At 64.9% G+C, this 14509-nt stretch carries 18 protein-coding genes; 7 read left to right on the forward strand and 11 right to left on the reverse strand.

Going from position 1 to position 14509, the window contains the following annotated elements; translation table 11 throughout:
- The first annotated feature begins 1 nt into the window (after position 1).
- Positions 2-1591 (forward strand): bifunctional phosphoribosylaminoimidazolecarboxamide formyltransferase/IMP cyclohydrolase, encoded by a 1590-nt coding sequence (purH, locus tag F1640_RS10035; protein WP_194919006.1) that lies wholly within the window; start codon positions 2-4, stop codon positions 1589-1591.
- Positions 1592-1690: 99 nt separating this feature from the next.
- The gene (locus F1640_RS10040) at positions 1691-2536 is read left to right on the forward strand and encodes an acyl-CoA thioesterase domain-containing protein (RefSeq protein ID WP_194919008.1); all 846 of its coding nucleotides are present in this window, start codon (positions 1691-1693) and stop codon (positions 2534-2536) included.
- Between the two features lie 81 nt (positions 2537-2617).
- On the opposite strand, the gene F1640_RS10045 is transcribed toward F1640_RS10040, so the two are convergent.
- The 6 genes from F1640_RS10045 to dnaQ form a co-directional block, all read right to left on the reverse strand.
- Positions 2618-3274 carry a cell wall hydrolase gene (locus F1640_RS10045; protein ID WP_194919010.1) on the reverse strand — a complete coding sequence of 219 codons (657 nt, stop codon included), beginning with the start codon at positions 3272-3274 and terminating at the stop codon, positions 2618-2620.
- Positions 3275-3482: 208 nt separating this feature from the next.
- The gene (locus F1640_RS10050; RefSeq protein WP_194919012.1) at positions 3483-3809 is read right to left on the reverse strand and encodes a DUF1491 family protein; all 327 of its coding nucleotides are present in this window, start codon (positions 3807-3809) and stop codon (positions 3483-3485) included.
- A 20-nt stretch (positions 3810-3829) separates the two neighbouring features.
- Complete coding sequence (locus F1640_RS10055) at positions 3830-4327, reverse strand: PaaI family thioesterase (RefSeq protein ID WP_125954248.1); 498 nt, start codon at positions 4325-4327, stop codon at positions 3830-3832.
- Positions 4317-4778: a PTS sugar transporter subunit IIA gene (locus F1640_RS10060; RefSeq protein ID WP_124810364.1), complete on the reverse strand. Its 462-nt coding sequence runs from the start codon at positions 4776-4778 to the stop codon at positions 4317-4319. Before F1640_RS10060 ends, F1640_RS10055 begins: the two co-directional genes overlap by 11 nt.
- Before the next feature lie 132 nt (positions 4779-4910).
- Positions 4911-5480, reverse strand: coding sequence for a ribosome hibernation-promoting factor, HPF/YfiA family (hpf, locus tag F1640_RS10065; protein ID WP_124810365.1), 570 nt, complete (start codon positions 5478-5480; stop codon positions 4911-4913).
- A 40-nt stretch (positions 5481-5520) separates the two neighbouring features.
- Positions 5521-6207 (reverse strand): DNA polymerase III subunit epsilon, encoded by a 687-nt coding sequence (gene dnaQ / locus F1640_RS10070; protein WP_124810366.1) that lies wholly within the window; start codon positions 6205-6207, stop codon positions 5521-5523.
- 96 nt (positions 6208-6303) lie between these two features.
- On the opposite strand from dnaQ, the gene F1640_RS10075 reads away from it, so the two are divergent.
- Positions 6304-7246, forward strand: a protein-coding gene (locus F1640_RS10075) for an IS630 family transposase (protein ID WP_375336175.1) whose coding sequence is annotated in 2 segments (ribosomal slippage) — positions 6304-6656 and positions 6655-7246 — 945 coding nt in all. Because the reading frame shifts where the segments join, the coding sequence is not laid out codon by codon here.
- Between the two features lie 50 nt (positions 7247-7296).
- Here the strand turns inward: F1640_RS10075 and coaE are convergent.
- From coaE to F1640_RS10095, 4 genes are read right to left on the reverse strand one after another with little or no spacing between them, the layout of a single operon-like run.
- Entirely contained in the window at positions 7297-7911 is a 615-nt protein-coding gene (coaE, locus tag F1640_RS10080) for a dephospho-CoA kinase (RefSeq protein ID WP_124810367.1), read from the reverse strand.
- Positions 7908-8762 (reverse strand): shikimate dehydrogenase, encoded by an 855-nt coding sequence (locus F1640_RS10085; protein ID WP_194921341.1) that lies wholly within the window; start codon positions 8760-8762, stop codon positions 7908-7910. Before F1640_RS10085 ends, coaE begins: the two co-directional genes overlap by 4 nt.
- Positions 8763-8782: 20 nt before the next feature.
- Entirely contained in the window at positions 8783-9367 is a 585-nt protein-coding gene (locus F1640_RS10090) for a nucleoside triphosphate pyrophosphatase (RefSeq protein WP_124810368.1), read from the reverse strand.
- A gap of 49 nt (positions 9368-9416) precedes the next feature.
- Entirely contained in the window at positions 9417-10262 is an 846-nt protein-coding gene (locus tag F1640_RS10095; RefSeq protein WP_124810369.1) for a pyruvate, water dikinase regulatory protein, read from the reverse strand.
- Positions 10263-10603: 341 nt separating this feature from the next.
- On the opposite strand from F1640_RS10095, the gene hemE reads away from it, so the two are divergent.
- From hemE to rho, 4 genes are all read left to right on the forward strand, one after another.
- Positions 10604-11641 carry a uroporphyrinogen decarboxylase gene (hemE, locus tag F1640_RS10100; protein WP_194919014.1) on the forward strand — a complete coding sequence of 346 codons (1038 nt, stop codon included), beginning with the start codon at positions 10604-10606 and terminating at the stop codon, positions 11639-11641.
- Positions 11642-11675: 34 nt separating this feature from the next.
- On the forward strand, positions 11676-12002 hold the full coding sequence (locus F1640_RS10105; RefSeq protein WP_136956227.1) for a YnfA family protein: 327 nt from the start codon (positions 11676-11678) through the stop codon (positions 12000-12002).
- Between the two features lie 132 nt (positions 12003-12134).
- Positions 12135-12578, forward strand: a complete 444-nt coding sequence (locus F1640_RS10110; protein WP_124810372.1) for a CopD family protein — start codon at positions 12135-12137, stop codon at positions 12576-12578.
- A gap of 163 nt (positions 12579-12741) precedes the next feature.
- The gene (gene rho / locus F1640_RS10115) at positions 12742-13998 is read left to right on the forward strand and encodes a transcription termination factor Rho (protein ID WP_124810373.1); all 1257 of its coding nucleotides are present in this window, start codon (positions 12742-12744) and stop codon (positions 13996-13998) included.
- A gap of 66 nt (positions 13999-14064) precedes the next feature.
- Here the strand turns inward: rho and F1640_RS10120 are convergent, their stop codons facing one another.
- Positions 14065-14448 carry a nuclear transport factor 2 family protein gene (locus F1640_RS10120; RefSeq protein WP_124810374.1) on the reverse strand — a complete coding sequence of 128 codons (384 nt, stop codon included), beginning with the start codon at positions 14446-14448 and terminating at the stop codon, positions 14065-14067.
- Positions 14449-14509: the final 61 nt, after the last annotated feature.

Raw genomic sequence — 14509 nt, forward strand, 5'->3', positions numbered from 1 at the left:
TGTGAGTGAGGTGACGATCAAGCGGGCGCTGCTTTCGGTGTCCGACAAATCCGGTTTGGCGGATCTGGGCAAGGCGCTGGCGGCACGCGGCGTGGAACTGGTCTCCACCGGCGGCACCGCCAAGGCGCTGCGCGACGCCGGGCTGACCGTGCGCGACGTGTCGGACCTGACCGGCTTTCCCGAAATGATGGACGGCCGCGTCAAGACGCTGCACCCGATGGTCCACGGCGGCCTGCTGGCGGTGCGCGACAACCCCGAACACGCCGCCGCGATGGAAGCGCACGCCATCGGCGCGATCGACCTTGTCGTGGTCAATCTCTATCCGTTCGAAGCGACCGTGGCCAAGGGCGCCGACCGCGACGAAGTGATCGAGAACATCGACATCGGCGGCCCTTCGATGGTCCGTTCGGCGGCGAAGAACCACGCTTTCGTCACCATCGTGACCGACCCGGCCGATTACGCCACGCTGCTGGGCGAACTGGAACAGTCCGGCGGGGCCACCACGCTGGCGTTCCGCCGGGCGATGGCGGCCAAGGCCTTCGCCGCGACCGCCGCCTATGACGCCGCGATCTCGAGCTGGTTCGCCTTCGCCGACCAGGGGCAGCGCTTTCCCGACACGCTCAATCTTTCGAGCAAGCTGGTCACGACGCTGCGCTATGGCGAGAACCCGCACCAGAACGCGGCGCTCTACGTGCCGAACCGGCCCGCCACCACCGGCCTGCCCCAGGCGCAGCAGGTGCAGGGCAAGGAACTGTCCTACAACAATTACAACGATGCCAACGCCGCGCTGGAACTGGTGGCCGAATTCGCGGCGGACAAGCCAACCGTGGTGATCGTCAAGCACGCCAACCCCTGCGGCGTCGCCACCGCCGACACGCTGCTGGAAGCCTGGCACCAGGCGCTCGCCTGCGATTCCGTATCGGCGTTCGGCGGCATCGTCGCGGTCAACCAGCCGCTCGACGGCCCCACCGCCAACGCGATCTGCGAGATCTTCACCGAAGTGGTCGTGGCTCCTGGCGCCGACGAGGCCGCGAAGGACGCTTTCGCGCGCAAGAAGAACCTGCGCCTGCTGCTGGTGAACGACCTTCCCGACGCGCATCGTGCCGGCCTGACGCTGGTGCCGATCGCCGGCGGCCTGCTGGTGCAGGATCGCGACAACGGCGCGCTGGGCGACGACGCGCTGAAGGTGGTGACCAAGCGCCAGCCGACCGAACAGGAACTGAAGGACTGCCTGTTCGCGTGGACCGTGGCGAAGCACGTCAAGTCGAACGCCATCGTCTATGCCAGCAAGGGCGTGACCGCCGGCATCGGCGCGGGCCAGATGAACCGGCGTGATTCCTCGCGCATTGCCGCCGCCAAGGCCAGGGAAGCCGCCGAAACGCACGGCTGGGACGAGCCGCGCACGGTCGGCTCCGCGGTCGCGTCCGACGCGTTCTTCCCCTTTGCCGATGGCTTGCTGGCGGCGGTGGAGGCCGGCGCCACGGCGGTGATCCAGCCGGGCGGCTCGATCCGCGACGAGGACGTGATCAAGGCGGCCGACGAAGCCGGCCTCGCCATGATATTCACCGGAATGCGCCACTTCCGCCACTGATCCCCCCCCAGCCCGGCGCGCGAAGGGAGGGGGCGTCTTCCCTTCGCCATTTAATCGTGCAATTAAACCCCTTCAATGGAGGGGGAGAGCACGAAAGCCGTGCCGGAAAGCGTTTTCGAAACCGATGGCGATCTGTTCGTGCCGACCAGGCTCGGCCGGGGCTACTGGCAACCGGGCACGCTGAGCGGCGCCGCAATGGCATCGCTTCTGGGCTTCGTCATCGAACGCGACGTCATGGAGCCGGGGCTAATCCCCGTGCGCTTCGGCGTCGACATGCTGCGCATGGCCCCGGCGCAGCCGCTCGGCGTGGACTTGCGCGTGCTGCACGATGGCGGCCGGTTGAAGCTGGTGGAAGCCAGCCTTTCGGCCGACGGCAAGCTTTGCGCCCGGGCCACCTGCCAGCTGGCCCGGCAATCGCGGCAGCCGGACAATCCCGTCTGGCAAAGCCCGCCGTGGCCCGCGCCACCGCCGGAAGGGTTGGAGCCGCTGCGCCGTTTCGGCAACTGGGAGGTGCGCCCCGTCCCCGCGGACACGCACCCCCGCTTCCGGCGAGAAAGCCAGTGGACTGGCCAGGAGCGCGGTACCCCGGAGCAGGGCAATCCCACCGTGCTCGGCACGATGGGGCCGCCGCCCGCACGCCAGGCGTGGTTGCGGGCCGGGGTCGAGATCGTCGCCGGCCATCCGCTCACGCCGTTCGGCCATGTCGCGCTGACGGCGGACTTCGCCAGCCCGCTGGCGCACAGCAGCGAACACGGCATCGATTTCGTCAATACCGACTTCACCGTGCATCTGCACCGCCTGCCGGTGGGCGAATGGCTGGGCTATGAACTGACCGGGCACCTCTCGCAGCACGGAATCGCGGCGGGCCAGTGCGCGCTGCACGATCCGGCAGGCCCGCTGGGCACGATTTCCGTCAGCGCCATGAGCCTTTCGCGGAAAAGCTGAACCCGATACGGAAAGGGCCGCCCATGGCATCCCACGGGCGGCCCTTTCGCTATTCCGCGCGGCCCGGAAGCCGCTGGCGCGTCAGCGGTAGAAGATATGATTGTCCACGCGGGCGAGGCGAACCTTGCCCCAGCGCGGCGAAACGCGCGCGGCATGGAAATACATCGCGCCTTCGGCCGGGCTCTTCCACATGCCCTTGTCGGCGATCTGCGCGATCTTGACGGCTTCCGCCCAGTCGCGGCTGCCCTTGTTGATCGGCGGCATGGCATGACCGCGCACGAACGAGAACTGCGAGGGCTGGTAGACCACACCACAATAGCTCGCCGGGAACCGGCCCGACTTCGAACGCTGAACCACCACGCGGCCCACGGCAAGCTGGCCGTCCAACGTTTCGCTCTTGGCTTCGAAATAGATCGCGCCGGCGAGGCAGTTCAGCTCGCTGGACAGTTCGGTGGGAACAGCGGTTTCATCGACCAGCTCGGCCAGCGATTCCGCGGCGTCCGATTCCGGGACATCAGCGATGCTCGACGCGGAATGCGCGGCGGCCTGTTGCGCAGCAGCCTGCTGGACAGACGCGGCGGACCGGCTAGGGAAAATCACGGGAGAGGCGCCTTGGGCCTCGATCACAGGAACCTGCGGGTCCTGCACGGCCGCGCGGGAACCGGCGGCGGTAAAGATCGTTGTTGCCAGTGTCAGGCAGATGCTGATCGCGCTGGCAAACTTTAACTGCTTACTCATCCATCATCGTCATTCGGCGGTGAGCACCCGGGCATGGCGGAAGCAAGCCCCATCCGAGACTTTCATCTCGCGGGCCTGCTCCGGAGAGCCATGACGGTTGCCCCCCGTCTGCGTGCTAGCGCGTCCTGCCTCCCGCAGAACCACGCCGCCTTCGCATTGCGGTAGGGTGCCTTTATTTGGCGAAGCGGCAGAGTCAACCCCGCACAGGTCATCCCCGGATCAGGCGTTGCCCGTCTGCGACAGTCAGTTCGATAATCCACACGTCCGGGTCCTGGCGCTGGCGGCGGGTCAGGTAATCCTCAAATTCCTGTTTATTATCAGTATCTTGAACCTTTGACTTGGCCCAATCCCGCGTGCCGTCGCGCTGCGGCATCCGCTCATAGAGCGCTCCAAGTCCCTGATTATCCACCATAACAATCAGGATGGTGCCGGAGTCCGGCTCGCCCTTGTGCAGCACCATCGCGAAGCCGCCCTGCGCCTGCGCGCGGCGGATCAGTCCGCTGACTTCGAGATGGGCGGGAAGGCGCGTTGCCATGAGCCCGGCGGCCGATCCGCTCAGGCGGCCGTGCCGCGCAAGCCGGCATTATAGCCTTCCAGGCTGCCCAGCGCGATGCGCGACCGCTGAAACGTGCCGGTGCCCCGGCCCACTTCCTCGCCTTCCTCGTCCACCAGCCGCGATTCCGCCACCAGCACGCGGCGCCGGCCGGAAACCCAGCGCCCTTCGGCGATGACCCGGCCGCCGTGGATGGGCCGGCTGAAGAACAGGTTGAACGAGGTCGTCAGCAGGAAGCGATCCGTCACCAGCGTATTCGCGGCATAGAACGCGGCATCGTCCAGCATCTTGAAATAGATCGTGCCATGCGCCGCGCCCGCTGCGTGAAAGCAGCTCGGGTCGACATCGAAAACGATACGCGAGCGGCCTTCGCCCACGATTTCCAGACGCGACGAGAACAGATGGTTGACCGGCGCCGAGGTATAGAGACCTTCCAGCGCACGCCAGTGCAGCCGGGCGCCTTCGCTGGCCGCACCGGCCGCGCCGTCTTCAGGCGGCATCGCGGTCGATGACGTTGACGAGCAGGGCGTAGATCGCGTCGGCATCGGGCGCGGCGAGCAAGCGTTCGTGCATCCGCTCGTCCCGCATCAGCCGCGAGATCGCCGCCAGCGCCTGCAAATGCGTGGCCCCGGCCTGTTCGGGCGAAAGCAGGCCGAACACGCAATCCACCGGCATGCCGTCGGCCGCTTCGAATTCGACCGGATTTTCCAGGCGGAAGAACGTGGCCACGGGCCGCGGCAAATTGTCCAGCCGGGCATGCGGAATGGCAACGCCGCGGCCGAAGCCGGTGCTGCCCAGCCGTTCGCGCTCTTCCACCCGTTCGAGCACGGAGGCACGATCCAGCGCATAGACCGTGGCGAAGCAATCGGCGAGTTCGCTCAGAATCTGCTGCTTGGTTTCGGCGCGGACAATACGGACCGCCAGGGGATCAATGGTAAAAAGAGCCGTCATGGACTGGAAATGCCGTCAGCATGCCTCAGGGGCACGATCAATCGGGCGGGCCATGCGCCGGAAAGCCCCGGCATGCAAGTGCCGAATCATGGCTTCCCGCCTAAAATGGCGGGAAGCCATGACCGATAGCCTCTACTTGGCGGGTTCGACCCAGCCGATCGACCCATCGCCACGGCGATAGACCATGTTGTGAACGCCGGTGCCCGCGTTCTTGAACAGCAGCGCGTTGGTATTGCGCAGATCGAGCATCATCACCGCGTCGGAAACGGTTGCGGTGGGCACGTCAACGCGCGTTTCGGCGATCACCAGCGGCGCATCGGCGACTTCGGGCTCTTCCTCGGTCTCTTCGACCACGAACACGGTGTAGGCCGCTTCTTCCGCGCGCCGGGCGTGGTCGGCCTGGTCCTGCCGAGCGTTGATCCGCCGCTTGTAGCGGCGCAGCTGCTTGTCGATCTTTTCGGCCGACTGATCGACCGCCGCGTGGGCATCCTGGGCGATCGCGCTGCCCTTCAGGATCAGTCCCTGCGTCACATGCGTCACGATATCGCATCGGAAACCACCGTGCGGCCCCTTGCCAAGCGTGACTTGCGAGGAAAGCGCGCGGGAAAAGTACTTGCCGACGACGCCCGTCAGCCGCTCCTCGGCATGAGCCTGGAGCGCGGCGCCGGTCTCGACCTGATGGCCCGAAACGCGAATATCCATAAAAACCTTCTCCTCGCTTGAGGCGATCCCGCGCCGGCCGCTAGCGCGACCAGAGGGGATCGCTAAAACCCGCCATGAATTCGGCATGGCGGGCCAGTTCCGCCTCGCTCGCGGCATGGGGCCGGGGCGTGCGGAAGACGCGGGTGACAGCGGCGATGGCCAGTTCTTCCGTCTGCACGGAAGCGGCCGCCTCTGCGGCCAGTTCCAGGCCGATCTGCCGCCCACCCATGAGTTCGACGTAGAGCTGCGCCAGCAGTTCCGCGTCCAGCAAGGCGCCGTGCTTGGTGCGATGGCTCCGGTCGATGCCATAGCGCGTGCACAGCGCATCCAGTGAAAGCTTGGCGCCGGGATGCTTGCGCCGGGCGATGGCGACCGTATCGACCATGCGATCGCGGTCCACCGCTTCCAGCCCGCAGGCCGCCAGTTCGTGATTGAGGAAGCCGAAATCGAAACCGGCGTTGTGCGCCACCAGAGGACTGTCGCCCAGGAAGGCGATCAGTTCCTCCGCCCGTTCCCCGAACTTGGGCTTGTCGGACAGGAACGCCTCGGACAGGCCGTGGACGGCTTCCGCCTCGGCCGGCATGCCGCGCTCGGGATTGAAATAGGCATGAAACACGGCCCCGGTAGGCACCCGGTTGACCATTTCGATGCAGCCGATCTCCACCAGCCGATCACCGCTCCGGGGATCGAGACCGGTCGTTTCCGTGTCGAAGACGATCTCACGCATCACTAGAGCGGGATGACGTTTGGCTGAATCGAGTGGGATTCCCTTTGAGATGATTTTCTGATTCAAGATGCTGGCTGGGATTGGAGGCCAGCGAGCATGGCGAAACCCTATTCGATGGACCTGCGCGAGCGGGTGGTGGCGGCGGTGATTGAGGACGGGATGTCGCGCCACACGGCAGCGAAGCGCTTTGGGGTCGCGGCGAGTTCTGCGATCAAATGGGTTCAACGTGTCCGAGAGACGGGCAGCGCGGCGCCAGGTCAGATGGGGGGCCACAAGCCTAACATTCTGTCCGGGGCCAATCGCGACTGGTTGCTGGAGCGCGCCGCCAAGGACTTCACGCTACGCGGGCTGGTGGCCGAGCTGGCCGAACGCGGCGTGAAGGTCGATTATGTTCAGGTCTGGCGCTTTGTTCATGCCGAGGGGCTGAGCTTCAAAAAAAAGCGTGCTGCCCGCCGAGCAGCTCCGGCCCGCGATCGCAAGGCGGCGCGAGCAGTGGAAGAAGTATCAAGGCCTGCTTGATCCAGCTCGTCTCGTCTTCATCGACGAGACCTGGGCGAAGACCAACATGGCGCCGTTGCGCGGCTGGGCGCCCGTCGGTCAACGGCTCCATGCCAAGGTGCCCTATGGCCATTGGCGCACGATGACCTTCCTCGCGGCGCTCCGCTGTGACCGGATCGACGCCCCGTGCGTGCTCGACCAGCCGGTCAACGGCCAGAGCTTCACCGACTATGTCGAGCAGTTCCTGGTGCCGACGCTCTCGCCCGGCGACGTCGTCATCATGGACAATCTGAGCAGTCACAAACGCCCCGCCATCCGCAAGGCGATCCGGAGCGCTGGCGCCAAGCTCCTGTTCCTGCCGCCATACAGCCCCGATCTCAATCCGATCGAGCAGGTCTTCGCCAAACTCAAGCACCTGATGCGCAAGGCCGCAGAACGTACCCACGATGCAACCTGGCGCCGTATCGGCTCCTTGCTCGACGCCTTCAGCCCCGCCGAATGCCGCAATTACCTACTCAACTCAGGATATGGATCGAGCTGATGTCATCCGACTCTAGGTATATTGACCCGTCGCCGGGCACTGGCAAGGCTTCAACGCGGGTTTTTTTGCCACGCGCCGCTACGGATGCGCTCGATCAGCGCGGCAACCTGCGCGCGCGTTTCCTCCAGCGTCACGCCGGTATCGACGATGAAATCAGCGCGGGCGCGCTTTTCCGCATCCGGTACTTGCAGGTCGAGAATATGGGCGAACTTGTCTGGCGTCATGCCCGGTCGCGCCAGCACGCGCGCGCGTTGCGCCGCGGCGGGAGCCGACACGACCATCACCGCGTCGAGCCCGGCACCATGCTCCTTTTCGAACAGCAGCGGAATGTCGAACACCACGATCGGCTGCCCGGCATGTTCGATCAGGAACGCTTCGCGCATCCGGCCCACGGCGGGGTGGACGATCGCTTCCAGCCGGGCGAGCGCCCCGGGATTGCCGAACACACGCGCGCCCAGTTCCTGCCGCAACACCCCCTCGGGACCGGTAGTCCCGGGGAAGGCCGCCTCGATCGCCGGGACGAGCGCACCGCCCGGCCCTTGCAGCGCATGAACCGCCGCGTCCGCATCGAACACCGGCACGCCCAGTTCGCGCAACATCAGCGCCACGGCGGACTTGCCCATCCCGATCGAGCCGGTCAGGCCGAGAATGAAAGGCCGGCTCATCCTGCAATCTCCTGGCGCAACAGAGCATCGCCATCACGCGGCGGCCGCGTGCCGAAAAAATGGGCGAAGGCATGGTCCGCCTGCCCGATCAGCATCGACAGGCCGTCCACCGTGCGGAACCCGGCGGCCTTTGCTGCCTTGAGGAAGTCCGTTTCGAGCGGTGACGTAACGATATCGTAGAACACGCTGCCCGGCGGCGCGTGGCTCATGTCGAAAAGCAGGGGTGGTTGGCCGCTCATCCCCAGCGAAGAGGCGTTAACCACCAGATCGAGGCACCCGGCACGGTCGTCGAAGGCAAAATCCGTTACAGATTCGAAGTGCGCGATATCGACCGCGTGGTGTTCGCCGCCGGGGTCCAGTTCATCGAGTAACGCCCGCGCTTTTGCCGGATTTCTGCCGGCCAGCACGATTACCATGTGTTCGTCCGCCAATGCCGTAACGATCGCGCGCGCCGCTCCGCCGGTGCCCAGCACGCGCCCCATCCGGAAAAGGTGCGTTTTGTCGAGTAACGGGCGTAACGGTTCGAGGAATCCGGGTGCATCGGTGTTACGGCCAACCAGAATCCCGTTACGTTCACGCACGATCGTGTTGACCGCGCCGATCCTTTCGGCCCCGGAATCGAGCCGATCGAGTAACGGAATCACCGTTTGCTTGTGCGGCATCGTAACGTTACAGCCGCGCCAGGCCTCGTCGTTACGGCGATCGGCCAAATAGGCCGCCAAATCGCCCTCCGTTACGTGACAGGCGTTATACACAGCGTTGATTTTCAGCTGCTTCAGCCAGAAATTGTGAATAACGGGCGACTTCGATTGCGTTATGGGATCGCCAATTACCTCTGCATAGGGTCTGATCGCCACGTTACGGCCCTTTCTCAGGCTTCCAGCTCTCCCTGCGCGCGCAGCGCAGCCAGAACGGCCAATAGCGGCATTCCCAGCACGGTGAAGTGGCTTCCTTCGATCCGTTCGAACAGCTGCACGCCCAGCGCCTCGATCCGGAACACGCCGACACAGCCCGAAACGGCGGGCCATTCCCTGTTGAGATAGCTGTCGATAAAGCTGTCCGAAAGCTGTCGAACATCAAGCCGGGCGGTCTCGCAGTGACGCCACACCGTCATCCCGTCGCGCACCAGCACGGCGGCGCTGTGCAGGTTCATCCGCTGGCCGGAAAAGAACCGCAGGTGTTCGGCCGCCTGCTCGCGGCTCACTGGCTTGTCGAACTGCCGACCACCCACTTCGACCAGCGAATCGCCGCCGAGCACGAGCTTGCCGGGTACGCCGACGGAAACGGGCAGGGCCTTGGCTTCGGCCAGGATCGTCGCGACATCGCCGCCCGGCACCCCGATCAGCTCGCGCTTGATCGCGCCTTCGTCGACATCGGACGATCGCGCTTCGTAAGCGATACCGGCGGCATCGAGCATGGCCTTGCGCGAGGCGCTTTGCGAGGCGAGGACTATCATGGCAGGCTTCTCCTGTGCGGATCGGCGGGGATCCGCGTGCAATTCCCGGTCAGATCGGCTTGGATCCGGGCGTTTCCGAACCACCGGCAGCCTGGCGTTCGTTGTAGAGGTTGATCACCGCCGCCGCCGTCTCCTCGATCGAGCGGCGCGAAACGTCAATCACCGGCCAGCCGTTGTCCGCGAACATCCGCCGGGCGTATTGGACTTCACGCGCGACCTGATCGCTGTTCACATAGGCCGTTTCAGGCGACTGGTTGAGCGAGAGGAGCCGGTTGCGCCGGACCTGGATCAGCCGTTCGGGCGATGTCGTCAGCCCCACCACCAGCGGCCGGCGCAGATTGAACAGCGAAGAAGGGGGCGGGCTTTCCACGACAATCGGAATGTTCGCCACCTTGTATCCCCGGTTGGCGAGGTAAATTGACGTCGGCGTCTTGGACGAGCGCGAAACGCCGGCCAGAAGGATGTCGGCCTGTTCCCAGTTTTCCCAGCCCACCCCGTCATCATGCGCGATCGTGAACTGAATGGCATCGACCCGGGCGAAATAGGCTTCGTCCATCATGTGCTGACGGCCCGGCCGTGCCTTCGCTTCCTGGCCAAGCTGCTCCTCCAGCGCGTCGGTCACCGCATCAAGCGCGGCCACGCTGGGCAGACCGAGCGCGGCGCAGCGCTGCTCCAGCCGCTCGCGCGTTTCCGCGTTGACCAGCGTGAACAGGACAAGCCCCGGATTGGCGGCGATTTCCCCCATGATGCGGTCGAGATGCTGCTGCGAGCGGACCATCGGCCAGAAGTGGCGGACGATATCGGCATCGTCGAACTGCGCGAGCGCCGCCTTGGCGATCATCTCGAGCGTTTCGCCGGTGGAATCCGACAGGAGGTGCAGATGCAGCCGCGTCATCGTGGCCCGTTTCCCCGTCTTTTCCAGCGCCCCGGGATGAGGCTGTGGACAGCGCTAGGATAAACCACGGGAGGAATGCGACGACAAGTTCGGCCTGCCATTTCACCCCCGCAACCGGCCGATCCACAAGCGGTTTGCCGACAGGTGGAAAGCCTTCCCCACAGGCTGGGGACTGCGGGGATAACTTCGCCTTGACCACCGAGCGCGCAGAGTCGGGCCACGCTTTTTTGTGGAGGCCCCGGCACAAATCGGGCAGAGCGCGCTCATCCCCGCTATCCACAGCACAACAGATTCCATCATCCTTTTTAAAAGAATCTATTTTTTAGGATTGGACCGAACCGATGCCCGGCCCGCTGCTCCGCTCGCTCTCCGGCGAAAACCTTGATTCCCGCCCGGTCTGGCTGATGCGCCAGGCGGGCCGCTATCTGCCCGAATACCGGGCCTTGCGGGCTGCCAAGGGGGGATTTCTCGAGCTGGTGTACGATGCCGAGGCCGCGGCGGAAATCACGCTCCAGCCGATCCGGCGCTTCGGCTTCGATGGCGCGATCCTGTTCTCGGACATCCTGATCGTGCCCTATGCGATGGGGCAGAACCTGGAGTTTCTGGCGGGCGAGGGGCCACGCCTGTCGCCGCGCCTGATCGATGCCCAGCTTTCCGCGCTGCGGGCCGTGCCCGAACGCCTCACCCCGATCTACGATACCGTGCGCCGGGTGCGCAGCCAGCTGTCAGGCGACAAGACCCTGCTGGGCTTTGCCGGATCGCCGTGGACGATCGCCACGTACATGGTGGCGGGCGAGGGCAGCCGCGACCAGCACGACACGCGCGCCTACGCCTATCGCGATCCTGTGGCCTTCCAGGCGATCATAGACGCGATTGTGGACGTGACCGTGGAATATCTCGCCGGACAGGTCGAAGCGGGCGCAGAAGGGCTCCAGCTGTTCGACAGCTGGGCTGGCAGCCTTTCCCCGGCGCAGTTCGAACGCTGGGTGATCGAACCCAATGCCCGCATCGCCGCCGCGATCCGCAAACGCTACCGGCACGTGCCGCTGATCGGCTTTCCCAAGGGCGCAGGCGAAAAGCTCGTCGCCTATGCGCAGGGCACGAAAGTGGACGCCATCGGCATCGACGAAACGATCGATCCGCTGTGGGCGGCGAAGAACCTGCCGGCAAACCTGCCGGTGCAGGGCAATCTCGATCCGCTGCTGCTGCTGGCGGGCGGGGTCGAGCTGGAACGGCAGACGTTCCGCATTCTCGAAGCGTTCGCCGACCGGCCGCACGTGTTCAACCTGGGCCACGGTATCGGCCAGTTCACGCCGATCGAACATGTCGAGCACCTGCTGACCGTGGTGCGTGGCTGGCGGCGGGGGCAGTCACGGTAATGGCGCGATAGGGCGCGGTAAGGAGCATCGGGTAATGCCCGCACCGCTTGTCTTTGTGGGCGCGGCGTTGGCCGAAATCACGGGATGCTTCGCGTTCTGGGCGTGGCTCAGGCTGGGCAAGCCGGCGTGGTGGCTGGTGCCCGGCTGCGCGTCGCTGGTCCTGTTCGCGTGGTTGCTGACGCTGGTGGACAGCGATGCCGCCGGGCGCGCCTATGCGGCCTATGGCGGGATCTACATCACGTCCGCCTTGCTGTGGCTGTGGATCGTCGAAGGCGTGCGGCCGGATCGCTGGGACCTGGGCGGCGCCGCGCTGTGCCTTGCCGGTGCCGCGGTGATCCTGTTCGGTCCGCACCGCGCCTGAGCGCGGGATGCCGATCCCGGCCGGATAACGGTGCGGTTTTCGAGGCTTGCATTACCGACAAGCGGCGGCAAAAGGCTTTCCCGATCAATTCTCCCGTTCCGGGATGCGTGCTGACGCGCTATCCTTGATCGCATGGTGCAGGTGTTCGCGATGATCTATCTCTGGCTCAAGGCCGGCCACATCATCTTCGTGATATTCTGGATGGCCGGGCTGTTCATGCTGCCGCGCTACTTCGTCTATCATCAGGAAGCGGCGCCTGGATCGCCCGAGAACGCGGTGTGGATCGATCGCGAGCGCAAGCTGCTGAAAATCATCCTGTGGCCGTCGCTTGTCGTCGTGTGGGTGCTTGGTCTGGCGCTGGCGATGACGACCGGCGCATTCCAGCAGGGCTGGTTCCACGCCAAGCTGGCCCTTGTGCTGGCGCTGACGGCTTACCATTTCTGGCTGGCGGGCTACGCCCGCGCGCTGGCGGCGGGCGAACGCCGGCTTTCGGGCAGGCGCCTGCGGATGATCAACGAAGTGCCGGGCGTGACCGCCGCGCTGATCGTCATTCTGGTGATTCTCAAGCCGTTCTGAGCCTTGACGCATTGCGGTCCTGATTGACTTGCCGCGAGGCAAGGCATATCGCGCTGTGCGTCCGGCATCGGAGGTCGCGCCACCATGGCAGCGACCGGACCCGCTTTCTCCAAGCCCCAAGGTCCGCCGGCCATTCCCAGTATTCCATCCGGAACCCAAGAATATGCATCTCAAGGAACTCAAGAAGAAAACCCCCGCCGAGCTGGTCGAAATGGCCGAAGAGCTTGGCGTCGAAGGCGCATCGACCATGCGCCGCCAGGACCTGATGTTCGCCATCCTCAAGGAGATGGCGGAAGATGGCGAGGAAATCCTCGGCATTGGCACGATCGAGGTCCTGCCCGATGGCTTCGGCTTTCTCCGTTCGCCCGAAGCGAACTACCTGGCCGGCCCCGACGATATCTACGTTTCGCCCAACCAGGTCCGCAAATGGGGCCTGCGCACCGGCGATACCGTGGAAGGCGAAGTGCGCGCGCCCAAGGACGGCGAGCGCTATTTCGCGATCACCCGGCTGATCAAGGTCAACTTCGACGATCCCGAAGCGGTCCGCCATCGCGTGAACTTCGACAACCTGACGCCGCTCTATCCCAACGAGCGCCTGAAGCTCGATACGCTCGATCCCACGGTCAAGGACAAGTCGGCCCGCGTGATCGATCTCGTCAGCCCGCAGGGCAAGGGCCAGCGCGCGCTGATCGTGGCGCCGCCGCGCACCGGCAAGACCGTATTGCTGCAGAACATGGCCAAGGCCATCACCGACAACCATCCGGAAGTCTTCCTGATCGTGCTGCTCGTCGACGAACGGCCCGAGGAAGTGACCGACATGCAGCGTTCGGTGAACGGCGAGGTCATTTCCTCGACCTTCGACGAACCCGCCAGCCGCCACGTCCAGGTGGCCGAAATGGTGATCGAGAAGGCCAAGCGCCTGGTCGAGCACAAGCGCGACGTTGTGATCCTGCTGGATTCGATCACGCGCCTTGGCCGCGCCTACAACACCGTTGTCCCCAGCTCGGGCAAGGTGCTGACCGGCGGTGTCGACGCCAACGCGCTGCAGCGGCCGAAGCGCTTCTTCGGTGCCGCGCGCAACATCGAGGAAGGCGGCTCGCTGTCGATCATCGCCACCGCGCTGATCGATACCGGCAGCCGCATGGACGAAGTGATCTTCGAGGAATTCAAGGGCACCGGCAACTCGGAAATCGTGCTCGACCGCAAGGTGGCGGACAAGCGCATCTTCCCGGCGCTGGATGTCGGCAAGTCCGGCACGCGCAAGGAAGAGCTGCTGGTGGCGAAGGATCAGCTCACCAAGATGTGGGTGCTGCGCCGCATCCTCATGCAGATGGGCACGGTCGACGCGATGGAATTCCTCCTCGACAAGATGAAGGATTCCAAGACCAACGAAGACTTCTTCGCGACGATGAACCAGTAAAACGGTTCGCAACGCGGACAGGAAACGAAGGGGGCTTCGCCATCGGGCGCAGCCCCCTCTTTCGTATCACGTGTTCTCGAGCTGCTCGGCCATCTTCTGCCACACGGCGTTGATCGCCTTGAGCGGGCGGACCATGACCTTGAAATCGATGATCCGGCCTTCAAGATCGAAGCGGATCAGGTCGATGCCGTTGACCTTGATCCCGTCGATCTCCGCGGTGAATTCAAGACAGGCTTCCGGTCCGTCCACCAGTTCGCGGACATAGGCGAAGGTGCCGTTGCCGAAGACGCCGGCCGCCGCCGTCAGGTACATCAGCACTTTCTCGCGCCCTTCCTGGGGCGTGTGGACCACAGGGGAGTGGAATACCGCGTCGGGCGCGATCAGCTCTTCCAGCAGCGCAGGATCGCTGTCCAGCATGTAGCGGTGCCAGGCGGCCAGTCCCAGTTGCATTGGCTTCGTCTCCCCTTTTGATTGCCGATCCGATTTTGCCTCTTCCGGTTGCGCTCGCATT

The sequence above is a fragment of the Novosphingobium sp. NBM11 genome, assembly GCF_015390225.1.
In the GTDB taxonomy this organism is placed as follows: Bacteria; Pseudomonadota; Alphaproteobacteria; order Sphingomonadales; family Sphingomonadaceae; genus Novosphingobium.

What these genes read in the sequence shown, in the direction of transcription:
- F1640_RS10095 (WP_124810369.1), bottom strand. Translation starts at nt 10,262, where the DNA reads ATGACGCGGCTGCATCTGCACCTCCTGTCGGATTCCACCGGCGAAACG.
- coaE (WP_124810367.1), bottom strand. Translation starts at nt 7,911, where the DNA reads ATGAGCCGGCCTTTCATTCTCGGCCTGACCGGCTCGATCGGGATGGGC.
- dnaQ (WP_124810366.1), bottom strand. Translation starts at nt 6,207, where the DNA reads ATGCGTGAGATCGTCTTCGACACGGAAACGACCGGTCTCGATCCCCGG.
- F1640_RS10110 (WP_124810372.1), top strand. Translation starts at nt 12,135, where the DNA reads ATGGTGCAGGTGTTCGCGATGATCTATCTCTGGCTCAAGGCCGGCCAC.
- hemE (WP_194919014.1), top strand. Translation starts at nt 10,604, where the DNA reads ATGCCCGGCCCGCTGCTCCGCTCGCTCTCCGGCGAAAACCTTGATTCC.
- F1640_RS10045 (WP_194919010.1), bottom strand. Translation starts at nt 3,274, where the DNA reads ATGAGTAAGCAGTTAAAGTTTGCCAGCGCGATCAGCATCTGCCTGACA.
- F1640_RS10060 (WP_124810364.1), bottom strand. Translation starts at nt 4,778, where the DNA reads ATGACGGCTCTTTTTACCATTGATCCCCTGGCGGTCCGTATTGTCCGC.
- F1640_RS10090 (WP_124810368.1), bottom strand. Translation starts at nt 9,367, where the DNA reads ATGATAGTCCTCGCCTCGCAAAGCGCCTCGCGCAAGGCCATGCTCGAT.
- F1640_RS10105 (WP_136956227.1), top strand. Translation starts at nt 11,676, where the DNA reads ATGCCCGCACCGCTTGTCTTTGTGGGCGCGGCGTTGGCCGAAATCACG.
- F1640_RS10055 (WP_125954248.1), bottom strand. Translation starts at nt 4,327, where the DNA reads ATGCCGCCTGAAGACGGCGCGGCCGGTGCGGCCAGCGAAGGCGCCCGG.
- F1640_RS10050 (WP_194919012.1), bottom strand. Translation starts at nt 3,809, where the DNA reads ATGGCAACGCGCCTTCCCGCCCATCTCGAAGTCAGCGGACTGATCCGC.
- F1640_RS10120 (WP_124810374.1), bottom strand. Translation starts at nt 14,448, where the DNA reads ATGCAACTGGGACTGGCCGCCTGGCACCGCTACATGCTGGACAGCGAT.
- rho (WP_124810373.1), top strand. Translation starts at nt 12,742, where the DNA reads ATGCATCTCAAGGAACTCAAGAAGAAAACCCCCGCCGAGCTGGTCGAA.
- hpf (WP_124810365.1), bottom strand. Translation starts at nt 5,480, where the DNA reads ATGGATATTCGCGTTTCGGGCCATCAGGTCGAGACCGGCGCCGCGCTC.